The organism is Noviherbaspirillum sp. ST9, assembly GCF_048799745.1.
GTDB lineage: Bacteria > Pseudomonadota > Gammaproteobacteria > Burkholderiales > Burkholderiaceae_D > Noviherbaspirillum.
Genome location: NZ_JBLWFR010000005.1, coordinates 227137 through 253945, shown reverse-complemented (window position 1 = coordinate 253945; position 26809 = coordinate 227137). Strand labels below are relative to the sequence as shown.

Annotated in this window: 28 protein-coding genes; 15 read left to right on the top strand and 13 right to left on the bottom strand. The window is 60.6% G+C overall.

From position 1 onward, the window contains the following. Positions 1-2: 2 nt before the first annotated feature. The 3 genes from ACNOHI_RS13125 to ACNOHI_RS13115 all read right to left on the bottom strand — a co-directional run bounded on the left by ACNOHI_RS13125 (position 3) and on the right by ACNOHI_RS13115 (position 2970). Positions 3-1154 (bottom strand): HD-GYP domain-containing protein, encoded by a 1152-nt coding sequence (locus tag ACNOHI_RS13125; RefSeq protein ID WP_420475118.1) that lies wholly within the window; start codon positions 1152-1154, stop codon positions 3-5. Positions 1155-1296: 142 nt separating this feature from the next. Continuing rightward, on the bottom strand, positions 1297-2478 hold the full coding sequence (locus ACNOHI_RS13120) for a pyridoxal phosphate-dependent aminotransferase (RefSeq protein WP_420475117.1): 1182 nt from the start codon (positions 2476-2478) through the stop codon (positions 1297-1299). Positions 2479-2520: 42 nt separating this feature from the next. After that, a complete protein-coding gene (locus tag ACNOHI_RS13115; RefSeq protein WP_420475116.1) occupies positions 2521-2970 on the bottom strand; it encodes a PIN domain-containing protein in 450 nt (149 codons plus the stop codon). A gap of 36 nt (positions 2971-3006) precedes the next feature. On the opposite strand from ACNOHI_RS13115, the gene yaaA reads away from it, so the two are divergent. Further along, a complete protein-coding gene (gene yaaA / locus ACNOHI_RS13110; protein WP_420475115.1) occupies positions 3007-3783 on the top strand; it encodes a peroxide stress protein YaaA in 777 nt (258 codons plus the stop codon). A 42-nt stretch (positions 3784-3825) separates the two neighbouring features. On the opposite strand, the gene ACNOHI_RS13105 is transcribed toward yaaA, so the two are convergent. Next, positions 3826-4623: an outer membrane protein assembly factor BamD gene (locus ACNOHI_RS13105; protein WP_420475114.1), complete on the bottom strand. Its 798-nt coding sequence runs from the start codon at positions 4621-4623 to the stop codon at positions 3826-3828. Between the two features lie 84 nt (positions 4624-4707). On the opposite strand from ACNOHI_RS13105, the gene ACNOHI_RS13100 reads away from it, so the two are divergent. Together ACNOHI_RS13100 and pgeF are read left to right on the top strand one after the other, a co-directional pair. Then, positions 4708-5709 carry an RluA family pseudouridine synthase gene (locus ACNOHI_RS13100; protein ID WP_420475113.1) on the top strand — a complete coding sequence of 334 codons (1002 nt, stop codon included), beginning with the start codon at positions 4708-4710 and terminating at the stop codon, positions 5707-5709. Positions 5710-5718: 9 nt separating this feature from the next. Then, positions 5719-6474, top strand: a complete 756-nt coding sequence (pgeF, locus tag ACNOHI_RS13095; protein ID WP_420475112.1) for a peptidoglycan editing factor PgeF — start codon at positions 5719-5721, stop codon at positions 6472-6474. 41 nt (positions 6475-6515) lie between these two features. Here the strand turns inward: pgeF and ACNOHI_RS13090 are convergent, their stop codons facing one another. After that, the gene (locus ACNOHI_RS13090; RefSeq protein WP_420475111.1) at positions 6516-6755 is read right to left on the bottom strand and encodes a hypothetical protein; all 240 of its coding nucleotides are present in this window, start codon (positions 6753-6755) and stop codon (positions 6516-6518) included. A 57-nt stretch (positions 6756-6812) separates the two neighbouring features. On the opposite strand from ACNOHI_RS13090, the gene phaC reads away from it, so the two are divergent. The 5 genes from phaC to ACNOHI_RS13065 all read left to right on the top strand — a co-directional run bounded on the left by phaC (position 6813) and on the right by ACNOHI_RS13065 (position 12365). Beyond that, positions 6813-8534, top strand: coding sequence for a class I poly(R)-hydroxyalkanoic acid synthase (phaC, locus tag ACNOHI_RS13085; RefSeq protein ID WP_420475110.1), 1722 nt, complete (start codon positions 6813-6815; stop codon positions 8532-8534). A 212-nt stretch (positions 8535-8746) separates the two neighbouring features. After that, positions 8747-9304: a polyhydroxyalkanoate synthesis repressor PhaR gene (gene phaR / locus ACNOHI_RS13080; RefSeq protein WP_420475109.1), complete on the top strand. Its 558-nt coding sequence runs from the start codon at positions 8747-8749 to the stop codon at positions 9302-9304. 91 nt (positions 9305-9395) lie between these two features. Further along, the gene (gene rimO / locus ACNOHI_RS13075; RefSeq protein ID WP_420475108.1) at positions 9396-10754 is read left to right on the top strand and encodes a 30S ribosomal protein S12 methylthiotransferase RimO; all 1359 of its coding nucleotides are present in this window, start codon (positions 9396-9398) and stop codon (positions 10752-10754) included. Then, positions 10754-11158 (top strand): hypothetical protein, encoded by a 405-nt coding sequence (locus tag ACNOHI_RS13070; protein ID WP_420475107.1) that lies wholly within the window; start codon positions 10754-10756, stop codon positions 11156-11158. The genes rimO and ACNOHI_RS13070 overlap by 1 nt, the downstream gene beginning before the upstream one ends. Before the next feature lie 16 nt (positions 11159-11174). Then, positions 11175-12365 carry a cystathionine beta-lyase gene (locus tag ACNOHI_RS13065; RefSeq protein ID WP_420475106.1) on the top strand — a complete coding sequence of 397 codons (1191 nt, stop codon included), beginning with the start codon at positions 11175-11177 and terminating at the stop codon, positions 12363-12365. A 1-nt stretch (position 12366) separates the two neighbouring features. Here the strand turns inward: ACNOHI_RS13065 and ACNOHI_RS13060 are convergent, their stop codons facing one another. From ACNOHI_RS13060 to mfd, 3 genes are read right to left on the bottom strand one after another with little or no spacing between them, the layout of a single operon-like run. Continuing rightward, the gene (locus ACNOHI_RS13060; RefSeq protein ID WP_420475105.1) at positions 12367-12729 is read right to left on the bottom strand and encodes a DUF4870 family protein; all 363 of its coding nucleotides are present in this window, start codon (positions 12727-12729) and stop codon (positions 12367-12369) included. 15 nt (positions 12730-12744) lie between these two features. Continuing rightward, positions 12745-13587 carry a phosphoserine phosphatase SerB gene (serB, locus tag ACNOHI_RS13055; protein WP_420475104.1) on the bottom strand — a complete coding sequence of 281 codons (843 nt, stop codon included), beginning with the start codon at positions 13585-13587 and terminating at the stop codon, positions 12745-12747. A 34-nt stretch (positions 13588-13621) separates the two neighbouring features. Then, positions 13622-17068 carry a transcription-repair coupling factor gene (mfd, locus tag ACNOHI_RS13050; RefSeq protein ID WP_420475103.1) on the bottom strand — a complete coding sequence of 1149 codons (3447 nt, stop codon included), beginning with the start codon at positions 17066-17068 and terminating at the stop codon, positions 13622-13624. 142 nt (positions 17069-17210) lie between these two features. On the opposite strand from mfd, the gene ispD reads away from it, so the two are divergent. Next, positions 17211-17909, top strand: coding sequence for a 2-C-methyl-D-erythritol 4-phosphate cytidylyltransferase (ispD, locus tag ACNOHI_RS13045; RefSeq protein ID WP_420475102.1), 699 nt, complete (start codon positions 17211-17213; stop codon positions 17907-17909). Further along, the gene (gene ispF / locus ACNOHI_RS13040; RefSeq protein WP_420475101.1) at positions 17906-18403 is read left to right on the top strand and encodes a 2-C-methyl-D-erythritol 2,4-cyclodiphosphate synthase; all 498 of its coding nucleotides are present in this window, start codon (positions 17906-17908) and stop codon (positions 18401-18403) included. Before ispD ends, ispF begins: the two co-directional genes overlap by 4 nt. On the opposite strand, the gene ACNOHI_RS13035 is transcribed toward ispF, so the two are convergent. Beyond that, complete coding sequence (locus tag ACNOHI_RS13035) at positions 18400-18600, bottom strand: hypothetical protein (protein WP_420475100.1); 201 nt, start codon at positions 18598-18600, stop codon at positions 18400-18402. The genes ispF and ACNOHI_RS13035 overlap by 4 nt on opposite strands. A 119-nt stretch (positions 18601-18719) precedes the next feature. Beyond that, entirely contained in the window at positions 18720-19877 is a 1158-nt protein-coding gene (locus ACNOHI_RS13030) for an iron-containing alcohol dehydrogenase (RefSeq protein WP_420475099.1), read from the bottom strand. A gap of 284 nt (positions 19878-20161) precedes the next feature. Here ACNOHI_RS13030 and ACNOHI_RS13025 point away from each other — a divergent pair, with 284 nt between their 5' ends. The 3 genes from ACNOHI_RS13025 to ACNOHI_RS13015 all read left to right on the top strand — a co-directional run bounded on the left by ACNOHI_RS13025 (position 20162) and on the right by ACNOHI_RS13015 (position 22600). After that, positions 20162-20584: a rubrerythrin family protein gene (locus ACNOHI_RS13025; RefSeq protein ID WP_420475098.1), complete on the top strand. Its 423-nt coding sequence runs from the start codon at positions 20162-20164 to the stop codon at positions 20582-20584. 65 nt (positions 20585-20649) lie between these two features. Next, positions 20650-21987, top strand: coding sequence for a heterodisulfide reductase-related iron-sulfur binding cluster (locus ACNOHI_RS13020; protein ID WP_420475097.1), 1338 nt, complete (start codon positions 20650-20652; stop codon positions 21985-21987). 34 nt (positions 21988-22021) lie between these two features. After that, a complete protein-coding gene (locus tag ACNOHI_RS13015; protein WP_420475096.1) occupies positions 22022-22600 on the top strand; it encodes a DUF3501 family protein in 579 nt (192 codons plus the stop codon). A gap of 4 nt (positions 22601-22604) precedes the next feature. Here the strand turns inward: ACNOHI_RS13015 and ACNOHI_RS13010 are convergent, their stop codons facing one another. After that, on the bottom strand, positions 22605-23648 hold the full coding sequence (locus ACNOHI_RS13010) for a GlxA family transcriptional regulator (protein ID WP_420475095.1): 1044 nt from the start codon (positions 23646-23648) through the stop codon (positions 22605-22607). 70 nt (positions 23649-23718) lie between these two features. Here ACNOHI_RS13010 and ACNOHI_RS13005 point away from each other — a divergent pair, with 70 nt between their 5' ends. Together ACNOHI_RS13005 and ACNOHI_RS13000 are read left to right on the top strand one after the other, a co-directional pair. Beyond that, positions 23719-24159, top strand: coding sequence for an acyl-CoA thioesterase (locus ACNOHI_RS13005; RefSeq protein WP_420475094.1), 441 nt, complete (start codon positions 23719-23721; stop codon positions 24157-24159). Positions 24160-24173: 14 nt separating this feature from the next. Then, entirely contained in the window at positions 24174-24545 is a 372-nt protein-coding gene (locus ACNOHI_RS13000; protein ID WP_420475093.1) for a DUF488 domain-containing protein, read from the top strand. Between the two features lies 1 nt (position 24546). Here the strand turns inward: ACNOHI_RS13000 and ACNOHI_RS12995 are convergent, their stop codons facing one another. Together ACNOHI_RS12995 and ompR are read right to left on the bottom strand one after the other, a co-directional pair. After that, positions 24547-25899, bottom strand: coding sequence for an ATP-binding protein (locus ACNOHI_RS12995; protein ID WP_420475363.1), 1353 nt, complete (start codon positions 25897-25899; stop codon positions 24547-24549). 13 nt (positions 25900-25912) lie between these two features. Then, positions 25913-26680 (bottom strand): two-component system response regulator OmpR, encoded by a 768-nt coding sequence (gene ompR, locus ACNOHI_RS12990; protein ID WP_088709035.1) that lies wholly within the window; start codon positions 26678-26680, stop codon positions 25913-25915. Between the last annotated feature and the right edge of the window lie 129 nt (positions 26681-26809).

Sequence of the window (26809 nt, the reverse complement as noted above, 5' to 3'; positions counted from 1 at the left end):
GTTCAGAGCGCCGCTTCTTCACCCCAGAGCTGCTGCATGCTGAATGGAAGCATGGCCTGGTCGCCCGCGAGGGTTTCCCTGACGGCATACAGCTCCTTGCTTGTGTCGCGTTGGATGGGGAATGATAGCGGTGCGCCGCGCGGCCCGATGAAAGCATGCACGACCGGTGTCCCGGCAGCCATGCCACGCCGTGTTACGACACCGATTTCACCATTTTGTAATCGCACATAGGACCCCGGAGGTGTCGGTCCGAGCTCCTTGATGAAATAGGCAGCGAGCAGGGGATCGGCCGGCTTGCCTCCGGTGATCAGGACATCGCGCAAGGCGGCGCTCGGGAGCAGCGACTTCCGGTACTTGCGGATTGATACGGAAGCACTGTAACGGTCGGCATACGCGAGGATGCGCGCATTCTGCGAAATATCCTTCACTTCCTTCCCGAGCGGGTAGCCGGAACCGTCTTCATTTTCGTGATGCAGGAGGATGTAGGAGAGCCACTCCGGATTGGCGACCCCGACCTGCTTCAGCAGCTCCACGCCCTGCGCCGGATGCGAGCGGATCATTTCAGTTTCCCGTTCGGACAGCGGATCCTGTTTGGTCAGCAGTACATCCTGCTGGCGCAGCATGGCGACATTCATCGTGAGTGCTGCCGCCATGATGACTTGCGTTTCCTCGGGACTCTTTTTCATCGCCCGTGCGATCAGGGATGCCACGAGCGCGGAATCGATGCAATGCCTGACTGCGTATTTCCCCGCAGCCTGGTTCAGGAAAATGGTGGCGATGACGACATCGGCATTGATCTTGGCCGCGTACTCAAGTGCCTTCACGACTTCCAGGATCTTGGCTTCCGCGTCGGGTTCGTTTCCGAGGTTGTAGAGCAGGCGTTCAAGCCGCTTGTTGGCGAGATTGATGAAGCGAAGGGCGGAGGGGATTTCGCGCGTGGCAGCCTGCTGCGCTTCCCGTTTGGCTTGGACTGCGCGGTCGGCCTGGCCGGCGTCAATGAAAAGGCCTCGCTCAACGAGGTCTTCGGCCTGGCGCGTCGTGGCGACCACCTGTCCGCGGCGCAGCAGCAGTTTATTCCCTGCACCGTACACATCCCATGCCAAGGGCTCGCCAATGACAATGTCTGCGATGCTCAGGCGTCGCTGATCGACCATGCTGCCCCTCTCCTCTCAAGGCCTGCGCTGATGGACGTTGCTTGAATTGTTGTTTTTGTGTTATCGGGCGTTCACGCTCACCCGCTTATTAATGGATATCGGCTGCTCCGGTTGAAACCTTGAATTCAGGACAAAAAAAGCTTCAGAGTGTTGCAAGTCTTTCAAGTGCTGTCCGTAGCGTCTCGTCCTTCTTGGCAAAGCAGAAGCGGACGATGCCGGACTCCTTTGGCTGGTTGTAGAAGGCGGAAACGGGAATGGCTGCGACGCCCATCTCTGTGGTCAGCCATTTCGCGAAATCTGCCTCGGGCAGGGATGAGATTGCCGAGTAGTCGACGCACTGGAAATAGGTGCCGTCAGAGGGCAGCAGCTTGAACTTCGTGGAGGCCAAGCCTTCGCGGAACAGGTCACGCTTGTGCTGGTAGAAAGCAGGCAGCTCGAGGTAGGGCGCCGGATTCGCCATGTAGCGGGCAATGCCGTGCTGGACCGGGGTGTTCACGGTGAAGACGTTGAACTGGTGGACCTTGCGGAACTCAGCCGTCAGCGGCGCGGGCGCGGCGACATAGCCGATCTTCCAGCCAGTGACGTGGTAAGTCTTCCCAAAGCTCGATATGACGAAGGAGCGTGCAGCCAGTTCCGGATAGCGGCACACGGATTCGTGACGTGCGCCGTCATACACCATGTGCTCGTAGACTTCATCGGAGATGATAAGGATGTTCGTGCCGCGGACGATGTCCTCGAGGGCGCGGATATCCGCTTCCCTGAGGACCGAGCCGGTCGGGTTGTGAGGCGAATTGATCATGATGAGCCGGGTCTTCGGCGTGACCGCCGCCGCGACTTCCTGCCATGGCACCGAATAGCCTTGCGGGCCGACTTTCATCTGTACGAATACCGGCTTGCCGCCGGCAAGCTCGATCGACGGGACATAGCTGTCGTAGACCGGCTCAATCACGATAACCTCATCCCCCGGATGGACGCAGCAGAGGATGGACGTCAGGATCGCCTGCGTCGCGCCGGCCGTGACCGTGATTTCCGTATTCGGGTTGTAGGAATGACCGTAGATCGCCGCAATCTTGGCAGCAATCGCTTCGCGCAGGGCCGGGACGCCCGTCATCGGCGGATACTGGTTGAATCCGTCCTTCATCGCCTGCGTCACGGCGTCCACCAGCAGCGGATCGCAATCGAAGTCCGGAAAGCCCTGTCCGAGGTTGACTGCTCCTTTTTCGGCAGCCAGTGCCGACATGACCGTGAAAATCGTGGTGCCGACGGCGGGCAGTCGGGAAGGGAGTGCGGCGAGTTGCGCGCCGGCGGAAAGGGCAGGGGACATAGGCGTGTTCATGCGCAATGAAATCGGGGCAAAAAAGTCATTTTATACAAGACCCGAACCGGGCGGCCATTTGTCCGGCGGAATGATGGAGAACAGCCCGGCGCGGGCAGTTCTCCGGGCCAGTTTCAGCAAGGCCTTGTCTTTCGTGATGAGGATTACCGCGCCGGCGTCGCGGGAGAGTTCGAGGAATTTCTGGTCGTCGGGATCCTTGCACAGCGGCAGGGGAATGTCGTCGCGCGGCGCCAGGCTTTCAGGTGGCAGATACTCGATCAATTCGTCGAATTCCGCTTGCGCACGCGGCCGCGACTCGTCATCAAGGGGAAGGTGGCTGTAACCGAGCACGATCATCCATTCCGTGCGGCAGTCGTGACGGGTGACGGCTTTGACACTGCCGTCCTTCAGTGCGGCAAGCAGCGCTGCCCAGCGAGGATCGCGAAAGACGAACAGGTCGAGGCACACGTTCGTGTCGATGACGATGCGTTTCGGTATCATTGCCGCAAATTTTCTTTCTGCCGGATTGTTCCTGACATGCTGATTGTTCTTTCGCCCGCGAAAACGCTCGACTATGACACACCTTTGACGACCGACGAGCACACCCTGCCGGATTTTATCGAGGACTCGGCTGAACTGGTCAGCGGCCTGAAGCGGTTGTCGCCGGCCGACCTGTCGAACCTGATGGGGATTTCGAATGCGCTGGCTGTGTTGAACGTGACGCGCTTTGCCGAGTGGTCAATGAAGTTCACGAAGAAGAATGCGAGGCAAGCAATCCTGGCTTTCAACGGCGACGTGTACGAGGGGTTCAATGCATCCTCGCTTACGGCAAAGCAGCTTGCCTACACGCAGTCGCACGTCCGCATCCTGTCGGGTTTGTACGGCGTCCTTCGCCCGCTCGACCTGATGCAGCCCTACCGTCTGGAGATGGGGACCAGGTTCGCCAACGCGCGTGGCAAGGATTTGTACGCGTTCTGGGGCGGACGGGTAACCGAGACATTGAACGAGGCGCTGGCTTCCCACAAGCGCAAGGTCCTGGTCAACCTCGCATCGGAGGAATATTTCAAGGTAGTGAAGCCGACGTTGCTGGACGCCGCCGTGATTACACCGGTGTTCGAAGACTGGAAAGGCGGAAAGTACAAGATCATCTCATTCCACGCGAAGCGCGCCCGGGGAATGATGGCGCGTTTTGCCGCGGCAAAGGGAATTACGCAGGTCGAGAAGTTGAAAGAATTCGATACCGAAGGCTATGCCTATGATGAGCGGGCCTCGACGGAAAGCCAATGGGTTTTCCGCCGCAAGCTGGAAGCCTGAAAAGTAAAAAGCCTCCGTGTTCCGGAGGCTTCTTCTGGATTCTTACCAGACTTTCCACCAAGGCGTGCTGGCTTGCGGGCCGCCCCGGAAATAGACGCTGTTCGGGAAGGTGGCCTTCAGGACGCGTTCGGCGTCATTACGCAAGTCGGGCATGCCCATGGCGTCATACGACTTCACCATCACGTACAGCGCCTCTTCGATGGCGGGCGCGTCGCGATACTCGGCCACGGCCTGCTGTGCACGATTGGCGGCGGCGACGTAGGCGCCCCGGCGGTAGTAGTAGTTGGCAACGTGCACCTCGTATTGGGCGAGGGCGTTCACCAGGTACTTCATGCGCTCGATCGCATCCTTGGTGTAAACGCTGTCCGGGAAACGCTCCGCCAGCTGCTTGAACGAGTCAAATGCATCGCGTGCCGCTTTCGGGTCGCGTTCTGCCGGGTCCTGCTTGGACAGGAAATCCAGGAAGCTGATCTTGTCGTTGAAGTTGATCAGGCCGCGCAGGTAGTACATATAGTCCACGTGCTGGTGGTTCGGGTGCAGCTTGATGAAGCGTTCCACCGCGGCCAGCGCCTGCGGGGCGTCGCCCTGGCGGTAGTGTGCGTAGGCAATTTCCATCTGCGCCTGCTGCGCATAGGTGCCGAACGGATAGCGGGATTCCAGCTTTTCGAAGTACTGGATTGCCTTTTCGTATCCGCCGGCCGCCATTTCATCGCGTGCCTCCGAGTATAATTTCGACGCTGACCAATCCTTGGTTTCGTCGACCTTCTCGGGGAACAGGCCACACCCGGACAGGGACAAAGCAAGGGCGATGGCAGCCAACTTCAACGAACTTTTTTGCATGACGTTTGCGCGAGCACTTCGGGACAAGGCCACGATTATAGCCGATGGTGCATTGCTGCAGCGATACCACACGAAACGCCTATTTTGACCTCCACCCTGCCAGAAACTGTTATCGACGACGGCGACGAATACGAAGGCGCCGCAGCCGATTCGTCTCCGCTCACCCTGAAACTCACGTCCGAATTCTGCGGCGTCCGCCTTGATAAAGCTTTGTCGCAGCTGTTGCCGGAATTCTCCCGCAGCCGCCTGCAGCAATGGATCGATTCCGGCCATGTCACCGTGGACGGGCAGCCGGCGCGCGGCAAGACGACCATGCTGGGCGACGAAACGATTGTCGTCGAGCCCCAGGAGGCGCCTGAAGAGCAGGCGTTCAAGCCCGAGGAGATGCCGCTGGCCATCGTGCACGAGGACAAGGCCATTGTCGTCATCGACAAGCCGGCGGGACTGGTCGTGCATCCGGCTGCCGGCAACTGGACCGGCACCCTGCTGAACGGCTTGCTGCACCATGCGCCGGCGCTGGCCAGCGTGCCACGTGCGGGAATTGTCCACCGCCTGGACAAGGAGACCAGCGGGTTGATGGTGGTGGCAAAGACCCTGCAGGCGCAGACCGACCTTGTCCGGCAGTTGCAGGCGCGGACAGTCAAACGCGAATACCTTGCGCTCGTATGGGGCCAGCCGCAGGTAAGCGGGCGGATCGAGGCGGCAATCGGTCGCCATCCGCGAGATCGCGTCAAGATGGCCGTGTCGCATCAAGAAAGCGCCAAGCCGGCAGTCACCCACTACAACCGGCTCGCAACGGGTTCCCTCGACGGCCGCCCGGTCAGCCTGATCAAGTGCCGGCTGGAGACAGGGCGCACGCACCAGATCCGTGTGCATATGCAGTCAATCGGATTTGGCCTGGTCGGCGACCCCTTGTACGGCAAGCCGCACCTCGCGTCGGTTTTCCCGCGCCAGGCCCTGCATGCGTTCCGGCTCGGACTGGTGCATCCGGCCTCGGGGAAGGATCTTGAGTGGATGGCCGATCTGCCGGCCGATTTTGCCGGCCTGCTCGAACGCGCGGGATTCGGCGGTGTCAACCTCGACTAGGGAGGTACTGTGGAACTGATCGTTCCCGATTGGGCTTGTCTCCAGGGAAGCGTTGGCGCCCTTTCGACGACGCGGCGCGGCGGCAGGAGCAACAGCCCCTATGACGATGGAGAGGGGGGCGGCGGCTTGAACCTGGGTGTCCATGTTGGGGATGATCCAGAGAACGTTCGCCGTAACCGGGAGTTACTGAAAACGATCCTGCCATCAGAGCCGGCCTGGCTATCGCAGGTGCATGGTGTCCAGGTCGTCGATGCCGCATCGGTCAATGGCGTGCCGCCAGATGCTGATGCGAGCATCTCTACCGTGCCCGGGATTGTTTGCGCGATCCAGACCGCGGATTGCCTGCCCGTGCTGCTCTGCGACCGCGGCGGCAGGGCGGTAGGGGCGGCCCATGCCGGTTGGCGCGGGTTGGCCGGCGGTGTCCTGGAAAACACGGTCTCGGCCATGCGCGATGCCAGGGCGTCCGACATCCTGGCCTGGCTCGGCCCGGCGATCGGTCCGCAGTCCTTCGAGGTTGGGCAAGATGTGTTCGACGCATTCACTGCGAAGGACGGAACGATGGCGGCAGCCTTCGAGCCGATAGCGGGGAGCACGGGCAAGTATCTCGCCGATATCTATGCCCTGGCGCGTCGTACGCTAGTTCGCGCCGGGGTCACTCAGGTGTCGGGAGGGGGGATGTGCACCGTCACGGAGAAGAGGCGTTTTTACTCCTACCGCAGGGACAAGGTAACCGGCCGTATGGCCTCATTGATTTGGCTCAAATGACATCGGACGCGAATCGGCGATGATTTGCGTCAACATCGCCATCAGTTTTTCTCACTGTCGTTTCCCGATGCAGCCGCCTCTTCCTTTGCCGCCTCCGCACGCCGGTCTTTTTCTGCCTGCTGCCGGTTCCTTTTGCGTTGGGGTGTGCCCATCACGTATAGAATGATTGTCAGAGGCAACACGCCATACAGCAGGAAGGTCATGACCCCGGCCACAACAGAGTCTTCGGTGATCGACATCATGAGGACAACATAAATCCAGGCGATGGCGACGATGTACATAAGAAATCTCGATTTCCGATCCAACCCGTAACCTTACGCGAAAACAGAGAGTCCAGCATGAATATGTTCCCGCCTCAGACCGGCGCCAGTGCCGCATGGATGAACCAGTTCGTCGATCCGAACGCATGGCAGTCATGGCTAATCAAAAAGCCGCCTATCGACACCAAGCCGATCACCAACACGGTGAAGGAATTTGGCGCCACGATCGATCCCACGGTCGTCGCTCAACTCCAGGGCGACTACATGCAGCAGATGACGAACCTCTGGCAGGAGATGCTCGGATCGAAGACGCCGGCGGTCGCGGACAAGCGATTCGCGGCGCCGGAATGGCAATCCAATCCCCTGCATGCCTTCAATGCGGCGGCCTACCTGCTCAACGCCAAATTCCTCATGTCCATGGCCGATGCGGTTGAGGCGACACCGCGTGCCAAGCAGAAGATCCGTTTTGCCGTCCAGCAGATGGTGGACGCGCTGTCGCCCGCAAACTTCCTCGTGTCGAATCCGGAAGCACTGCAGAAGATCATCGACACCAAGGGCGAGAGCCTGACCAAAGGCATCACGCACATGCTGGAGGACATGCAGAAGGGCCATATTTCGCAGACCGACGAATCGGCATTCGAAGTCGGCCGGAACGTGGCAACGTCCGAAGGCGCGGTCGTGTTCGAGAACGAGCTGTTCCAGTTGATCCAGTACAAGCCGCTGACCGCCAAGGTCTACCAGCGCCCGCTGCTGCTGGTTCCGCCCTGCATCAACAAGTACTACATTCTCGACCTGCAGCCGGAAAACTCCCTCGTACGCTATGCGGTCGAGCAGGGCCATACCGTGTTCCTCGTGTCATGGTGCAATCCGGACGAGTCGCTGGGCCAGGCGAGCTGGGACGACTACATCCTGAATGGCGCGGTCAAGGCGATCAACGTGGTGCAGGAAATCTCTGGCGAAGACCAGATCAACGCGCTCGGCTTCTGTGTCGGCGGTACCATCATTTCGACCGCACTTTCCCTGCTGTACGGGCGCGGCGAGAACCCGGTCGCCAGCCTGACCCTGCTCACGACGCTGCTGGATTTTTCCGATACCGGCGTGATCGACGTGTTCATCGACGAAGCCCAGGTCGCGATGCGCGAGCAGTCGATCGGCAAGGGTGGCCTGATGCCCGGTCGCGATTTCGCGTCCGCATTCTCGAGCCTGCGTCCGAACGACCTGGTCTGGAACTATGTGAAAGCGAACTACCTGAAAGGTGAGGACCCGCCGCCCTTCGACCTGCTGTACTGGAACGCAGACAGCACGAACCTGCCGGGGCCGATGTTCTGCTACTACCTGCGCAACATGTACCTCGAGAACAATCTGCGCTCGCCGGGCAAGGTCAAGGTTGCCGGGGAAAAGATCGACCTTGCCAAGGTGGATGCGCCGGTGTTCATCTACGGTTCGCGGGAGGATCATATCGTCCCGTGGAAGGCGGCATACGAATCTACCAGCCTGCTCAATCCGAAGAAGCGCAACCGGAACCGTTTCGTTCTCGGCGCTTCCGGCCATATCGCAGGCGTCATCAATCCGCCTGCAAAGAAGAAGCGCAGCTATTGGACCAATGACAAGGCAGTCGGGGATGCGAATGAATGGCTGGCCGGCGCGCAGGAAAATCCGGGCAGCTGGTGGCCCGAATGGGCCGAATTCCTCAAGGCAAACGCCGGCAAGCAGATCGCGGCACCGCGCAAGTACGGTAGCACCAAGTACAAGGAAATCGAACCCGCGCCTGGACGCTACGTAAAGGTGAAGGCGGAATAGCGCGTCGCGGAGCCAACTGTCACTTTGGCAATAAACGGGAAAGCCGTAGCCCGGTTTTCCCGTTTGCATTGCAAAACTCCTATAAAAAACCTCTCAAACGTTGCGTAAATCTTTGTTTTCTCGCACTATAATGATTGGAGGAGACGGCGAACGCACGTTCGCTTTTTTACAAATCGGCACCCATGCGTTGCGACGCAATAACTGGAATATCGATGAATAGTGCAAAAAAAATTTCAGAGCGCTTGATCAAGAAGTATCCGAACCGCCGCCTTTACGACACGCAAACGAGTTCGTACATCACGTTGTCGGACGTCAAGCAACTGGTCCTTGATAACGAAGAGTTCACCGTCGTCGACGCAAAGACCGAAGAAGACCTCACCCGCAGCATCCTGCTGCAGATCATTCTGGAAGAAGAAGCGAACGGCACGCCGATGTTCTCCAGCAGCGCGCTGTCCCAGATCATCCGCTACTACGGCCATGCCATGCAGGGCATGATGGGCTCGTACCTGGAAAAGAACATCCAGGCGTTCATCGACATCCAGAACAAGCTCGCCGAAAGCTCCAAGGGCTTCTACGAAGGCAAGCCGTTCAGCCAGGAGATGTGGACCCAGTTCATGAACGTGCAGGGCCCGATGATGCAGGGGATGATGAGCAATTACATCGAGCAGAGCAAGAACCTGTTCATGCAGATGCAGGAGCAGATGCAGAGCCAGACCAAGAACATGTTCGGCACCTTCCCGTTCACCCAGAACGACAAGAACAAGAAGTAAGTGCCATAACGACAATCCCGCTTCCGGCATGCCGGGAGGCAGGGCAATGAGAGGTACAATAGCGGATTACGCTTTTGTACCTCTTTTTGTTATGTCCAACGCCTCACAAAACCCCAAGGTCGGCTTCGTTTCGCTCGGTTGTCCCAAAGCCCTGGTCGACTCCGAACAAATCCTCACCCAGCTACGCGCGGAAGGCTACGAGACCGCCAAGTCCTATGACGGCGCCGATCTCGTCATCGTCAACACCTGCGGCTTCATCGACGCCGCGGTGCAGGAATCGCTGGATGCGATCGGCGAGGCGTTGAAGGAAAACGGCAAGGTCATCGTCACGGGCTGCCTCGGCGCCAAGAAAGACGCCGCCGGCAACGACCTGATCCAGGGCATCCACCCGAAAGTCCTCGAAGTGACCGGGCCGCACGCCCTCGGCGAAGTCATGACTGCCGTCCACAAGCACCTGCCCAAGCCGCACGACCCCTTCATGGACCTCGTCCCGGCGCAGGGCGTGAAACTGACGCCCAAGCATTTTGCCTACCTGAAGATTTCCGAAGGCTGCAACCATCGCTGCAGCTTCTGCATCATTCCGTCGATGCGCGGCGATCTCGTGTCGCGTCCGATCGCCGACGTCATGCTTGAAGCGGAAAACCTGTTCAAGGCTGGCGTGAAGGAACTGCTGGTGATTTCCCAGGACACGAGCGCCTACGGCGTCGACGTCAAGTTCCGCACCGGCTTCTGGAACGGCAAGCCGGTCAAGACGCACATGACCCAGCTGTCCACCGCGCTCGGCGAGCTGGCCGCGCAATATGGCGCGTGGGTACGCCTGCATTACGTCTATCCGTATCCGCATGTCGACGATGTCATCCCCCTGATGGCGGAAGGCAAGATCCTGCCATATCTCGACGTGCCGCTGCAGCACGCCCACCCCGACGTCCTCAAGCGCATGAAGCGTCCCGCGAGCGGCGAAAAGAACATTGAGCGCATCCAGGCCTGGCGCAAGCTCTGCCCGGACATCACGATCCGATCGTCCTTCATTTCCGGTTTCCCCGGTGAGACGGAGGCCGAATTCCAGTATCTGCTCGACTTCCTGAAGGAAGCGGAGATCGATCGCCTCGGTTGCTTCGCCTATTCCCCGGTGGAAGGCGCGACGGCCAACGACCTGGCGGATCCGGTTCCGGAAGAGCTGCGCGAGGAACGCCGCGCACGCGTGATGGAACTGCAGGAAGAAATTTCGAAGAAGCGCCTGCAGACCAAGGTCGGCAAGACCATTCGCGTCCTGCTCGACGAAGTCAGCACCAGCGGCGGCGTTGGCCGTTCGATGGCCGATGCGCCGGAAATCGACGGCGTCGTGTATGTGAAGCCGCCGTACGAACCGCACCGCAAGCTGAAGGTTGGCGAATTCGTCGACGTGAAGGTGACTGCGGCCGACGCGCACGATCTCTGGGCGGAAGCGTAATGCTGCGGTTCTCCGCGGCAGCCATGCTCGCCTTGTCGCTTGTTGCAGGCGTCCAGGCCGCGGATACGGCCGAGACGGCGGGCAAGATGCTGTTCGTGAAACCGGTGGCCTTGCGTGGTACCTTGGGTAGCGAACAGATCCAGATGAACCTTCGCACCAAGGAAGAATTCGAGGACGGCATCGAAGGCGATTACTTCGTTTTCGGCAGTTCGCAAAAGGTCCTGCTCGCTGGCGAAATCGAGGGTGAGGATCTGTTCCTCGAGGAGTCGGTGAACGGTACTGATGTCTCCGGCCAGTGGGAAGGGAAAATGACTGGCGACGTCCTCCGCGGTGAATGGCAGTCGGCGGACGGCAAGGTCAGCAAGCCGTTCCAGGTCAGGATCGTCAAACAGTCCAAACAATAATCGCGCGGAGGCCTGCGTGTCCGACAGCAAATCGATTCAAACCTCGCTCGTCCATTTCGACTACACGCCCCCCGAGGGTTTCGGCGCGTTTCCCGTCCCGGTGCACCGCGCGTCGACCGTGGTGTTCAAGAACGTCGAGGCCATGCGCTCGCGCGACTGGCGCGAAAAGAACAGCTACACCTACGGGCTGCACGGGACGCCGACCAGCTTCACGCTGGAAGCGCGGCTGGCAGCCATCGAAGGCGGCGAGCATTGCCTGCTGGCACCGAGCGGGCTGGCGGCGATCTCCATGGTCAATTTCGGATTGCTCAAGGCTGGCGACGACCTGCTGATTCCCGATAATGCATATAACCCGAACCGCGAGCTGGGGCGCTGGCTGGCGGAGGATTACGGCATCTCGACGCGGTTCTACGATCCCCTGATCGGAGAGGGTATTGCCGCACTGATCCAGCCGAACACGCGCCTGGTGTGGACGGAAGCGCCTGGTTCCGTCACGATGGAGGTGCCCGATATCCCCGCTATCTGCAAAGCGGTCAGGGAGCGTCGCGCATCAGGACAGGACATCCACGTCGCACTGGACAATACCTGGGCCGCCGGCCTGGCTTTCCGCGGTTTCGAACATGGCGTCGACATTGTGATGCAGGCGCTGACCAAATACCATTCCGGCGGCTCCGACGTGCTCATGGGCGCAGTCATCACGCGCGACAAGGAGCTCAACCACCGGCTCGGCATGGCCCATATGCGGATCGGCTTTGGTGTCGGCATGGACGATGCCTATCTCGTGCTGCGCGGCCTGCCGACGATGAAACTGCGGTTTGACGCGCATGACGCCAGCGCCCGCAAGGTGGCATCCTGGCTGAAAACGCGGCCGGAGATCGCGCGGGTGCTGCACCCCGCCTTCGAGGATTGTCCCGGCCACGCCACCTGGACGCGCGACTTCACGGGGGCGGGCGGCTTGTTCTCGGTGGTTTTCGACGACAGGTTCAGTCAGGGGCAAACGGACCGCTTTGTCGACAGCCTCAAGCTGTTCAGCATCGGGTTCAGCTGGGGCGGGGCGCACAGCTTGTGCGTGCCTTACCACGTGCAGGGGATGCGCAAGAACTGGTCCGGCAAGGGGCACCTGGTCCGATTCAATATCGGCCTGGAAGATCCGGATGACCTGATTGCAGATATTGAGAAGGCACTGGGCGCGTTGTCCCAGGCCTGAATCAGACCGGCATGGGCTTGTTGTCGTTCAGGTCCAGCAGGCCTTTGAGCAGGCGGTAAGCCTTCCACACCCACGCCCCCAGCCAGATCAGCCACGCAAGCGGGATGCCGATCACGGTCAGGAACAATACGCCGCCAATGACCATCCAGAAAAAGTACCACCAGAACGAGCGGATCTGCCAACGGTGGTGGCTGTAGACGAACGTGCCCGTGGCATCGTCTTTCTTGATGTAATTGATGATCAGCGGAATGAAGGAAAACGCGCCCAGCGAAAACAGGAAGCTGAGCCCGTGCCCGATGTAAAGCCACCAGGCAAGGCTCTTTGTGGACTGCAGCCTGGGATCAAGTACAAGTTCCTGTGCCATTCCGCCTCCTTGTGGTTACGACAACAGAGGTAGGACTCCGTCGAGGCCAACAAAATTCAGTGCGACATCGGCTTGGGCGCGGACGACTGGCTTGGCGCGGAAGGCGACCGACAGGCCGGAGATCCCCATCATCTTGAGATCGTTGGCGCCGTCCCCCATGACGATTGCTTGCTTTGTGGAAATGCCCAGTTCTTCACAGACGCGTTCCACCGTAGCCTTCTTTTCATCTGCATCCACGACCACGCCGGTCACGCGACCAGTCAGCTTGCCGTTTTCGATTTCCAGTACGTTGGAATGCGTGAAATCAAGTCCGAGGCGCGCTTTCATGCGATCGGTGAAGAAGGTGAAGCCGCCGGAAACCAGCAAGGTCTTCAGTCCGGCCGCCTGGATGGCAGTCAGCATCTTTTCCGCGCCGAGGGACAACTTCAGGCGCTCGTCGTACACCCGCTGCAGCGCCGACGCATCGAGGCCCTTCAGCAGGGCGACGCGGCGTGCCAGGCTCTCGCGGAACTCGATCTCGCCGCGCATGGCGGCTTCCGTGATTTCGGCCACTTGCGGCTTCAGGCCCTGCATGTCGGCGATCTCGTCGATGCATTCGATCGTGATCAGCGTGGAGTCCATGTCCATCGCCACGAGCTTGAAATCGGCCAGCTTGCGCGTACCGTCAATGAAGGTGTAATCCAGTTGAGCCGCGAGGCATTCGGCATCGACGCGCGCCTTGATCTCGTCGGATCGCTGCACGCCTTCGCAACGGAAGGCATTCGCGTGAATGGGGACAATGCGTTCCGCGTGCGCCAAGGCGGCGATACGGTCGATGGCGTTGCGGTCGGTGGTCAGGCCTTGCAGGATCAGGTTCATGTCGTGCTGCTACGTGCAGGAATGTGAAAAAGGATTACGGTACGAGGGAGCGAATCGTCGCCTTGACTTGCGACACGCGCGCCCCGAGGTCAGGCATGCTGGCCGTGATGCGCAGCTTGTCCTGCCCATGCAGCTTGATATGCCGGTTCTTCTGGATCAGTTCGATGATGCGCATGGCGTCGATCGGCGGGTTCGGCTGGAACTGCAGTACCGCCGATTCCGCATGGGCATCGATTTTAACAATCCCGACCGGCTTGGCGGCGATTCTCAGGCGGTGCGTTTCGATCAAGGCGCGGGCGGGGTCCGGCATCTTGCCGAAACGGTCGATAAGCTCTTCCTGCAGATCGTCGATCGTACTCTGTGATTCGCAGTTCGCAAGACGCTTGTACAGTGACAGGCGCTCGTGTACGTCGCCGCAGTAATCCTGAGGAAGCAGGGCAGGGACGTGCAGGTTGATTTCGGTGGTGGTCGACAGCGGGGCCGCGAGGTCCGGCTCCTTGCCGTTCTTCAGCGCACGTACGGCTTCGTTCAGCATGTCGGAATAGAGCTGGAACCCGATTTCCTGCATCTCGCCGGACTGGTTCTCGCCCAGGACTTCGCCGGCGCCGCGGATCTCCAGGTCGTGCATCGCCAGGTAGAAGCCGCTGCCCAGCTCTTCCATCTGCTGGATGGCTTCGAGGCGGCGCTGCGCCTGCTTGGTCAGTCCGTGAACATCGGTCACGAGCAGGTACGCGTAGGCCTGGTGATGCGAGCGCCCGACGCGGCCGCGCAACTGGTGCAGCTGTGCCAGGCCGAACTTGTCGGCGCGGTGCATGATGATGGTGTTGGCGGTCGGGACGTCGATACCGGTTTCGATGATGGTCGTGCAGAGCAGGATGTTGAAGCGCTGCGACACGAAATCGCGCATGACTTTTTCGAGGTCGCGCTCGTGCATCTGGCCGTGGGCAACGGCGATGCGCGCTTCGGGCAGCAATTCTTCCAGCATCGCCTTGCGGTTGAGGATGGTTTCCACCTCGTTGTGCAGGAAGTACACCTGGCCGCCGCGCTTGAGTTCGCGCAGGCAGGCCTCGCGGATGACGGAGGCTTCTTCCGTGCGCACGAAGGTCTTGATCGCCAGGCGCTTCTGCGGCGCGGTTGCGATGACCGAGAAATCGCGCAGGCCTTCGAGGGCCATGCCCAGCGTACGCGGGATCGGCGTCGCGGTTAGCGTCAGCACGTCGACTTCCGCGCGCAGGGCCTTCAGCGCCTCCTTCTGACGCACACCGAAGCGGTGCTCCTCGTCGATGATGACCAGTCCGAGGCGCGAGAATTTCACGTCATTCGACAGGAGCTTGTGCGTGCCGATGACGATGTCGACGGTGCCTTCAGCCATTCCCTTGACGGCTTGCGTGACTTCCTTGCCGGTACGGAATCGCGACAGTTCGGCAATCTTTACCGGCCAGTCGGCAAACCGGTCGGCGAAGGTCTGTGCATGCTGTTCGGCCAGCAGCGTGGTCGGCGCGAGGATCGCCACCTGCTTGCCGCCCATGACGGCGACGAACGCGGCGCGCAAGGCCACCTCGGTCTTGCCGAAACCCACGTCACCGCAGATCAGTCGATCCATCGGCTTGCCACTCGTCATGTCCTTGATGACAGAGTTGATGGCTGCACTCTGGTCCGGCGTTTCCTCGAAGCCGAAGCTCTCCGCAAACGCCTCGTAGTCGCGTGCGGAATACTGGAAGGAGTGGCCTTGGCGTGCGGCGCGGCGCGCATACAGGTTGAGCAGTTCGGCAGCCGTGTCGCGGATCTGCTGCGCGGCCTTTTTCTTGGCCTTTTCCCACTGCCCGGAGCCGAGGGTGTGCAGCGGTGCGTCTTCGGGCGACGCGCCAGAATAGCGCGAGATGACGTGGAGCTGCGACACCGGGACGTAAAGCTTCGTCTCCTTCGCATACTCGAGGTGCAGGAACTCCGTCTCGCCCTCGCCGAGATCCATGCTGAGCAGGCCCATGTAGCGGCCGATGCCGTGGTTGACGTGCACGACCGGATCGCCAATCTTCAATTCGGATAGGTCGCGCACCATGTACTCGACCTGGGTAACCGCTTCCTGCTTGCGACGGCCTGCACGGCGGCCGGTGCCTGCATACAGTTCCGTCTCGGTGATGAAGGCGAGGCCGCCAAGTTCTGGCGACAGCTCGAATCCCGCATGCAGCGGTGCGACGCCTAGCATCACCTTTGCCGATGCGGCAGAAAAGTCGGCAAAACCCTCGCAAGGCGCGAGCGGCAGGTCGTACTCATTGAAATACTGCTGCAGCGTTTCGCGGCGGCCGCTTGATTCTGCGCAGATCATCACCCGCTTTCCAGTCTGGAGCAGGTAGGAGCGCAGGTTGACGAGCGGGTCGTCGACGCGGCGGTTGACCGCGATATTCGGGATCGGCGCGGAGATTTCGGAAGCGACGTCACCTTGCTGGATCACCCAGCGGCCGAACGGTTTGGCGAGCGTGAAGAAATCCTCGTCGGTGAGGAAAAGACGCTCGGGCGGCAGCAGGGGACGTTCGCGATCCGTCTTCAGGAATTTGTAGCGGGACTGTGTGTCGCTCCAGAAGCGCTTGATCGCCGCTTCGATGTCGCCGACCAGGGCGAAGCTCGTATCTTCGGGAAGATACTGGAACAGGGTTGCCGTCTCGTCGAAAAACAGCGGCAGGTAGTACTCGATGCCGGCAGAAGCGATGCCGTTGCCGATATCCTTGTAGATCGCGGATTTCGACGGATCGCCTTCGAACTCCTCGCGCCAGCGGCCGCGGAAGGCGGTACGTGCCGCTTCGTCCATCGGGAACTCGCGCCCCGGCAGCAGGCGTACTTCGCGCACGGGATACAGGGAGCGCTGCGTATCGGCGTCAAAGGTGCGGATCGTTTCGATCGTGTCGCCGAACAGGTCGATACGGTAGGGCAGGACGGAGCCCATCGGGAACAGGTCGATCAGGCCGCCGCGCACCGAATATTCGCCCGGCGACATGACTTGTCCGACATGCGTGTAGCCCGCCAGCGTCAGCTGTGATTTCAGCCGCGCTTCATCCAGCGTTTCGCCCTGCTTGAAAAAGAAGGTGTAGGCCGCAAGGAAGGAGGGCGGCGCCATGCGCAGCAGTGCGGTTGTCGCCGGCACCAGCAGCACGTCGCATTGCCCGGTGCTGACTTCATGCAGGGTGGCGAGGCGTTCCGATACCAGATCCTGGTGCGGCGAGAACGCGTCGTAGGGCAGGGTTTCCCAATCGGGTAGCAGGTGGCAACGCAGACCCTGCTCGTCCTTGCCGCTGAACCAGGGGATTTCCTGCAGCAGGCGCTGCGCGTCGGTCGCATTGGCGACGACGACGGCCAGCATGCGCTTCTGCTGCTTCAGTTCGAGCCCGGCCTGCGCGAGGGCAAAGGCATCGGCGGAGCCATGCACGGCGGGGAGGGCAAAGCGGTTGCCTGCCTTGGGGAGGGACTTTTTCAGATCAAACGACATAGGGAATGTCAGGTTGCGGGAAATGCCCCAGCAAGCTGCATGTCGGGGACTGCACTATGAGAAAATATGGCGAGATTATAAACCAAGCCCCGTCGCGGCCCGTTTGCATGCACCTGCAGCCGTGCGGCTCAAACTTGTCAGAATGACTCCATCCCGCCACTTTGCCCTGATCCCTGCCGCCGGCGTCGGCGCGCGCATAGGCGCGGACTGCCCCAAGCAATATATGCCGCTGGCCGGCAAACTGATGCTGGTGCACGTGCTCGATACCTTTGCTTCCTGCGCTGCTATTGACCACACCTACGTAGTTGTGAGCAAGGAGGACGGCTACATCGACGAGGCGCTGGCCGGTGCCAAGCATCTCGCCGATCGCGTGACTGTCATCCACAAAGGCGGCGCGACCCGGCACCAGTCCGTGCTGAACGGACTTCAGGCGATGCGCGGGACGGCTGGCGACGAAGACTGGGTACTGGTGCACGATGCCGCGCGGCCGGGCCTTACGGGGGAATTGATCGAGAAGCTGATCGCCGCTATCTCGGATGATCCGGTGGGTGGCCTGCTTGCGCTGCCTGTCGTGGATACGCTCAAGCGCAGCGACGCGGAAGGGCGCGCCGAAGCTACCGTGCCTCGCGACCGCCTTTGGGCCGCGCAAACGCCGCAGATGTTCCGGTACGCCTTGCTGCGCTCCGCATTGGAAAAGGCCAGCGAGGTCACCGATGAAGCCTCGGCTATCGAAGCGCTGGGCCTGAAGCCGAAGCTGGTCGAAGGCAGCCCGCGCAACTTCAAGATCACCTTGCCGCACGACGTGGCACTCGCTGAAATGCACCTGAAAGGAAAACCATGAGCCTCCCACCGTTCAGAATCGGCCAAGGATATGACTGCCACGCGCTGGTTCCCGGTCGGGCACTCATCGTCGGCGGCGTCACGATTCCGCACTCCGCCGGCCTGCTCGGCCACTCGGATGCCGATGTGCTGCTGCATGCGATTACCGATGCCATCTTGGGTGCTGCCGGGCTGGGCGACATCGGACGCCATTTTCCGGACACGGATGCGCAGTTCAAGGGGGCGGATTCCCGCGTCCTGTTGCGCGAGGCAGGGAAGCGCGTCACCGCAGCCGGCTACCTTGTCGGCAATATCGACGCCACCATCATTGCGCAGGCGCCAAAAATGGCGCCGCATATCGCCGGCATGATTGCCAATATCGCCGCCGACCTCGACATCGGCCCGGGGCAGGTCAACATCAAGGCCAAGACCAACGAACGCCTCGGCTATCTCGGGCGCGAGGAAGGCATGGCCGCGGATGCCGTAGCGCTCGTCTATCGCCGCGCCGAATCCTAACCTCCGCCGATGCCGTGTATCACGCGGCCGGTCCCTTCGCAGGTCGGGCACTCATTGCCGTCTTTCCGGATGCCGGTGCCGCCGCAGTCCTCGCACAGGTCTTCACCGGTTCCGGGTGTTCCCGGCGCGGCGTCGTCGCCGGGCTTGAGGTGGGCTGGCTGCTTGTCGGGTATTCCAGTCGATGGGGATGTGGGCATGTAACCTCCTGAAAGAAAAACGGCATGGAAACATTTCCATGCCGCTAATTTCACGCGCTCTGCCTTCCGGCATGTCGCTTGGGTAGATTACCCGCCTTGCGGGAAGTTCAGGCGTCAAGTCAGAGGCTGAGCTCCAGCACTTTCCTGCTCACGTCGAGGGTGACGTCGCGCTGTTCGCCCAGGGTCACCATGCGATGGCTTTCCAAGTGTTTCAGGATGGCATCGATATTCTGCGTGCCCAGTTTGTAGTCGCCCAGACGTGTCTTCACGCCCATCTTCTCGAAGAACTCCTGCGTGCGCTGGATCGCCTGTTCGATGCGAGCGTCCTCGCTGCCTTCGGTAATGTTCCAGACGCGCTCCGCGTACTGCAGCAGCTTGGCGCGCTTGCCTTCCTTGCGCACGCGCAGCATGCTCGGCAGAACGATGGCCAGCGTCTGTGCATGGTCCAGTCCGTATAGCGCGGTGAGTTCGTGGCCGACCATGTGCGTCGACCAGTCCTGCGGCACGCCGGCGCCGATCAGGCCGTTGAGCGCGAGGGTGGCACACCACATGATGTTGGCACGCGTGTCGTAATCCTCCGGATTGGCCAGCGCCTTCGGGCCTTCCTCGATCAGGGTCAGCAGCAGGCCTTCGGCAAAACGGTCCTGCACCGGCGCGTTGACCGGATAGGTCATGTACTGCTCCATCACGTGGGCGTATGCATCGACGACGCCATTGCCGATTTGCTTGACGGGCAGGCTGAACGTCTTGGTGGGATCGAGGATGGAGAATTTCGGGAATACCAGCTTGTTGGAGAACGCCACCTTCGCCTGCAGCGACTTGCGGGTGACAACCGAGCCGTCGTTCATCTCGGATCCGGTCGCAGGCAGGGTGAGGATGCTGCCGAAGGGGAGCGCCTGGGTGATATTGCGTCCACGCTTTTCCAGGATCGCCCATGGATCGCCTTCGAAGTTCACTGCGGCGGCGACGAACTTCGTGCCGTCGATGACCGAGCCGCCGCCCACGGCAAGCAGGAAGTCGAGCTTCTCCTTGCGCACCAGTTCGACGGCGTGCATCAGGGTCTCGTAGCTGGGATTCGGTTCGATGCCGGCAAACTCGAACACCGTACGGCCGGCCAGGCCCGCCATCACTTCGTCAAACACGCCATTGCTCTTGATGCTGCCGCCGCCGTACAGCACCAGCACGCGGGCATCCGCCGGGACGACCTTGGACAGGTCGGCAATGCGGCCTTTGCCGAACAGGATCTGGGTGGGGTTGTAGAAGTCGAAATTCAGCATGGGTTTTCCTTTTGTCGGTTGTCGTTGTCTCCCGCCGGATTGTATGACATGCACGGAAATCGCGTCGGCCGCTGCCCCGACTGCTGTTCTCGATAGGAATTAGCTGTTCTTCCGCCGCACTGGATTGATATTCCCAATACGGCAAATTGAAATTGCCAATTTGAGCTTTGCCAAAGCGCCGCCGACAATGAGTGTGCACTACCCGTTTCGCGGGGCGTTTCACGCGCCCTCAGCCATCATGCCGCATGTATTTCCACCGACGTATAACAAGGAAGGAGACTCGCATGGCAAACCTCAAGGGCTCAAAGACTGAAGCCAACCTGAAGGCTGCATTCGCAGGGGAATCGCAAGCAAACCGCCGCTATCTCTATTTCGCCAACAAGGCGGACGTGGAGGGCCAGAATGATATTGCCGCCTTGTTCCGCTCCACTGCGGAGGGGGAAACGGGACACGCGCACGGACACCTCGAATACCTTGAAACCGTCGGCGACCCGGCGACTGGCCTGCCGATCGGCAGCTCGCGCCAGAACCTGCAGGCGGCGATCGCGGGCGAAACGCACGAATACACCGACATGTATCCCGGCATGGCCAAGACTGCGCGGGACGAAGGCTTCGACGAAATTGCGGACTGGTTCGAGACGCTGGCCAAGGCGGAACGCTCACACGCGAACCGCTACCAGAAAGCACTCGATTCGTTCGTTGACTGAATTGCGCGCTGCCGGCTGAAGCCTCCCTCCAATCGGGAGGCGGGAGGTCGCGCGCGCTTACCGCCATGTCCAACCGCGAAGGCAACCTGGAAGCGCCGACCCGTCATCCGCTCGACTGGAAAAGCGACGACTTCTACGACGAGGCGTCCCTGCACAAGGAAATGGAGCGGGTGTTCGACATCTGCCACGGATGCCGGCGCTGCGTATCCTTATGCGGCTCCTTTCCGACCCTTTTCGATCTCGTCGACAACTCGTCGACGATGGAAGTCGACGGCGTCGACAAGAAGGATTACGGCAAGGTCGTCGACCAATGTTACCTGTGCGATGTGTGCTACATGACCAAGTGTCCGTACACGCCGCCGCATCCATGGAACCTCGATTTTCCGCACCTGATGCTGCGCGCGAAGGCGGTCAAGTTTCGCAAGGGCGAAGTCGCCCTACGCGACAAGTTCCTGTCCAACACGGATGGACTCGGGACGTTTGCCGGCATCCCGATCGTTACCCAGACTGTCAATGCTGTGAACAAGACGCGCGCCGCCCGCGGCATGCTGGAAAACGTGATGGGTGTGGACAGGAAGGCCTGGCTTCCGGACTTCGCGACCCGGAAATTCCGTTCGGGTGCAGCTGACTCCCGTCCGTATGCCGTAAAGAACGGCACCCTCACACCGGGAAAGGTCGCCGTCTATTCAACCTGCTACATCAACTACAACGAACCTGGCGTCGGGCACGATCTGCTGGCTATCCTCGACCACAACGAAATTCCGTATGTCCTGCTTGAGAAAGAGGCTTGCTGCGGCATGCCGAAACTGGAGCAGGGCGACCTCGCCGGTGTCGAGGCGAAAAAGAACATCAACATTCCCCATCTCGCAAAGCTTGCGCGCGAGGGCTATGCCATCTTGACCCCGATTCCTTCCTGCACGTTGATGTACAAGCAGGAGCTGCCGCTGATGTTCCCCCGCGATCAGGATGTGCAGACAGTGCGCGACGCAATGTGGGATCCCTTCGAGTATTTCGTGCAGCGCAATCGTGATGGCTTGCTCAAGCGCGATTTCAAGCAGGCGCTGGGAACGGTGTCGTATCACGTGCCTTGTCACCTGCGCGTGCAGAACATGGGAAAGAAGACGGTCGAGGCATTGCAGCTTGTACCGGACACGAAACTGAATGTCGTCGAACGCTGCTCCGGACATGCAGGCACCTTCGGCGTCAAGAAGGAATTCCACGCCACGGCGATGAAGATCGGCAAGCCGGTGTTCAAGGCCATGGCCAACGACGAACCCGACTACATTTCCTCCGATTGCCAGCTCGCCGGTCATCACATCGAGCAGGGCATGGAAGAGGTCGGACTGAAGAAAGCACAACTGGCCCATCCGCTGGCGCTGCTGCGGAAGGCCTATGGAATCTAGGCGAAGTTTTCCGAACACTACGACGAGGATTACCGTGCTCCAACCCCATCATCTCCTGACGCTCGAAGCCTACGCCAAGACACGTCCTGCACTCCGCGCGGACATCATCCAGCACAAGAAGCTGCGCAGCGTCCATCTCGGCAACCATGTAACGCTGCTCTTCGAGAATGAACAGACGGTTCGCTACCAGGTGCAGGAAATGTTGCGCATCGAGCGGATCTTCGAAGACGATGGAATACAGGCCGAACTCGATGCCTACAATCCCTTGATCCCGGATGGAAGCAACCTGAAGGCCACGATGCTGATCGAATATGCGAACGAGACCGAACGCAGGGCGGCGCTGTCAAAGCTGATCGGCATCGAGGATCGCCTGTTCATCCAGGTCGAAGGGCAGCCGCGCATCTATGCGATTGCCGACGAAGACCTGGATCGGGAAAACGAGGAAAAGACCTCCGCCGTACACTTCGTGCGCTTCGAGTTGACGGAGCCGATGAAGGTGGCGCTCAAGGGCGGCGCGCAGATGATGATCGGATGCGATCATCCGAACTATCCTGCGCACCTGGAGGAACTGGGCGAGGAAACCCTGGCATCCCTGGTGCAGGACCTTTCCTGAATCTTCAGGCGGCAGCCTTGTCCGTCTGGTTGGCTGCGGGCGGGGCAATACGCATCTTCGTCCTGTACGCCTGCGGCGTCATGTCCGCCAGTTGCTTGAAGACCTGGCGGAAGTAGGCGACGTCGCGATAACCCACCTCGTCCGCAATGCCTTCGATGCTGAGCGCCGAATGCTCCAGCCGGTGCTTCGCATGCTCGACACGCAGGCGCTGCAGGTATTCGTTCGGCGTGTCGCCGGTTGCCTTCTTGAAGCGACGCTTGAAGTTGCGTTCGCTCATTGCGGCGATTTCGGCAAGGTCCGTGACATTCAGCGTTTTGCGGAAATGCGATTCCATGTGGTTCTGCGCCTTCAGGATGGCGTTGTCGCCATGCCGCTTCTGGAATTCAAACAGCGAATAATCCATCTGCTGCTCGCGCCAGCCATCCAGCACCAGGGCACGCGCCAGTTGTTCGGCCGTCTTGTAGCCGCACCAGTGCTCCACCAGGTACAGGCAAAGCTCCGCATAGGCATTGATGCCCCCGGAGCAGAATATGCTGCCGTCCTGCGTCAGCATGCGCTCGGGCCGGACGTCGACATCCGGATACAGGTCGCGGAACATCGGGACGAAGCCCCAGTGGGTCGTCGCCACACGGCCGCTGAGCAGACCTGCTTCCGCGAGCACGAACGCGCCCGTACAGATGCTCGCAATACGGGTGCCCTGACGGTGCAGGCGATCGAGATGGGGTACGACTGTTTTCGCCCACGTCAGCCGCTCGGCGACATTGGCCGAGGTTACGATCAGCAGGTCGGCATGGGCGACGTCGGCGAGCGCGCCCTGGGATACGATCTTCATGCCGGTCATGCAGGTGACATCACCACCATCCACGCTGACAATACGAACGCCGAAACGAGGTGTGGGATTGGCGGCGCACAGCCGTTCCCAGAGTTGGCCCGCTTGCGTAAAGACATCCATCGGTCCGGCCACGGTCGTTGGAAGCGTGCCCGGCATGGCAAGGATGACGGTGTCTACCGGCTGCATCTTGGCCTGATTACCTGCTGTAGTTGGCACGGCGTCCTCTCCCCCCATTGCGGTGGCTGAAGTAGACTGGCTGCACTGCGATGAAGAGGAGTGCAATCAGATGGAACAGATCGAGTATCAATACCAATATACCGTAAGCTGGTCGGACCTGGACGCCAACGTGCACCTGCGCAATACCAGCTACCTCGACTACGCGGCCCAGACCCGATTTCTCTACATGAAGGACAACGGTTTTACTCCTGCGGACTTCAAGGCGGCTGGCATGGGACCCATTGTGTTTTCCGAGCAGATTGTCTACCACAAGGAACTTCATTTCCTTGAAAACTTTTCGGTGACGATGGAGCTCGGCGGCATCAGCGAGGACGGCGCGAAATTCATTATGGTCAACCGTTTTCGCAAGGCAGACGGCAGGCTTGCCGCCGAAGTCATCACCCGGGGCGCCTGGTTTGACCTTGCTGCCCGCCGGGTGAAGGCGCCGCCGCAAGCATTGACCGACGTGCTACTGCGCTTGCCACGGACAAACGGTTTTGAGTCACTATGACGGGGAAGGGCGGGATGACGGCCAGCATCAAGCTGAAGTGGGTGTACGAGCCGGCGTCGCCGGAAGACGGCAGGCGCATTCTTGTGGACCGGCTGTGGCCGCGCGGCATGACCAAGGAGCGGCTGGATATCGCGTACTGGGCAAAAAGCGTATCGCCGTCCAATGACCTGCGGAAGTGGTACGGACATGACCCAGAGCGCTGGGAGGAGTTCCGGGACCGCTATTACAGCGAACTGCACGAAAATCCGGATGGCCTGCGTGATCTGCTTTCGCACCTGGATTCCGGTACCGTGACCTTCCTCTACAGCAGCAAGGAGCACCAGATCAATAACGCAGTGGCATTGCGCGAATACGTGCTCCCGCTGTTGCAAGCACAGAAACGTTGAGTCAGCTCAACGCCCCGGTGACGGGGATTGAGACACGCACATGCAGGCCGCCGCCATTCCTGCTCGACAGCTTGATCGAGCCGCGATGCCGCTTCACGATGCGGTCAACAATGGCCAGCCCGAGGCCTGCGCCGTTGGCCTGGCCGCGCGCAGTATCAAGGCGGGTAAAGGGACGTAACAGGCGGTCCAGCTCCTTTTCCGGAACGCCGGGGCCGTTGTCCGAGATCTCGATCACGGCCTGGTTGCCCTCGGACTTGCAGGAAATCTCGATGTTCGCAGTATTGGAATTTGGCGTCTTTCCGTACCGGCGCGCGTTCTCGACCAGGTTGCTGACGATGCGCTTGAGGTCGGTGGCGTGTCCGAAGACATTCACGTTCGGCGCAATCCGGCTTTGCACGTGGACGTCTTGCATCCTGCCGGCTTCGCGTGCGCACTCTGTCAGCAGTGCACTCAGGTCCACGCTTGCCCCATGCATGTTTTCACTCGGTCGCGCGTATTCGAGGAACTGGCCGATGATGGCATCCATCTGCGCCAGGTCGGACTGCATGCCCAGCCGTGCCTCATCCGGCAGCTGCGCCATCTCGACCTCCAGCTGCATCCGCGCCAGCGGCGTGCGCAGGTCATGGGAAATACCTGCAAGGATGACGGCCCGGTCGCTTTCGACGCGATTCAGGTCGGCCACCATCTGGTTGAAACTGCGGTTGGCATCCTTGATCTCGGTCGGGCCGCGTTCCGGCAAGGGCGCCGGCCAGATGCCCTTGGCGATCGCCTGCGTGGCGGTGGCGATGCGCGACAGCGGCTGGTTGATCAGACGGGATATGAACACCGCGCCCAGCAGGGATAGGGTGAGGGCAGCGGTGCCGAAGCCCAGCCACTGGATGTTCGACACGCCTTCGATCCGCTCCCGGTCCAGCCGCAGCCAGTATTCGTCATCTTCGATCTTGAAGCTGACCCAGAAACCGCCCACATCGTTCACCCGTCCGGCAAACTTCGTATCCGATCCGAGCCGGGCCTTCACATAGGCTTCCAGCACCTGCATCAGCTCGGAGTCCGGCGCGGGGCCCACCACATCGGTGTCCTCCAGCGGGTAAATACGGATCCCTTCATTGCTGGCGAGGTCGAACAGCAGCTCTCGCCGTAACTCGGGTGCCGAGTGGGTGAGCGCAGCGCGGGTAATCGTGACGATGGAGATGACCTGGGCGGCCATCTGCTGGGCGCGCGGCGTGCGTTCCACAATTCGGAAGCTCGTCACCCAAGCGAGGATGCTCGCCGTGATGAGGAAGGCGAGCAGGAAGAAGGTCCGCCAGAACAGGCCGCTTTTCAGCCAGCCAAGCCGGTTTCCTATGATGGGGATCAAGATCCTCTACTCAGCGCGGTTGGCCTTCCGGAATGAAGACGTAACCCAGGCCCCAGACCGTCTGGATGTAGATCGGATTGGACGGGTCAGGCTCGATCAGTTTGCGAAGACGCGAGATCTGCACGTCCAGGCTGCGGTCGAATACTTCGTATTCGCGTCCGCGCGCCAGTTCCATCAGCTTTTCGCGGGAGAGGGGCTGGCGGGCATGGCGGGCAAAGACTTTCAGTACCGAGAATTCGCCGGTAGTCAGCGAGATCGTTTCGCCATTTTTCTTGAGCGTTCGGGTACCCAGATCGAGGATGAAATCGCCGAATTGGAAGGTCTGCGGCGTCTCGGAGGGCGCACCCGGAATCTCGTCCGGCCCCTTGCGGCGCAGGACGGCATTGATGCGTGCCACAAGCTCGCGCGGGTTGAAGGGCTTGGGAAGGTAATCGTCCGCGCCCATTTCGAGGCCGACGATGCGGTCCACATCCTCGCCCTTGGCGGTCAGCATGATGATCGGCGTCTGGTCACCCGCGCCGCGCAGGCGGCGGCAGATCGAGAGGCCGTCCTCGCCCGGCAGCATCAGGTCGAGTACGAGGAGGTCGTAGCGCTCCCGGATCCAAAGCTTGTTCATCGCCTGCGCGTTTTCCGCGGTCACGACGTTGAAGCCCTGTTCGGCAAGGTAACGGCGCAGGAGGTCGCGCAGGCGCTGGTCGTCATCGACGACGAGAATGCGGGCCTGGTGGCCGCTTGGCGTCTGTCCGGGCGTAAGTGCAGTAGGGTTGGTCGTGTTCATGGCGCTATGGTAACGTCAGAAAAAACTGGATCAATGTCTCTGGCGCAAAGCATTACAAAGTGTTACAAACTTTACCTTAAACGGGTTTAGTGTGCCTCAAGTGACGCATACACTTCCACATTATCAGTC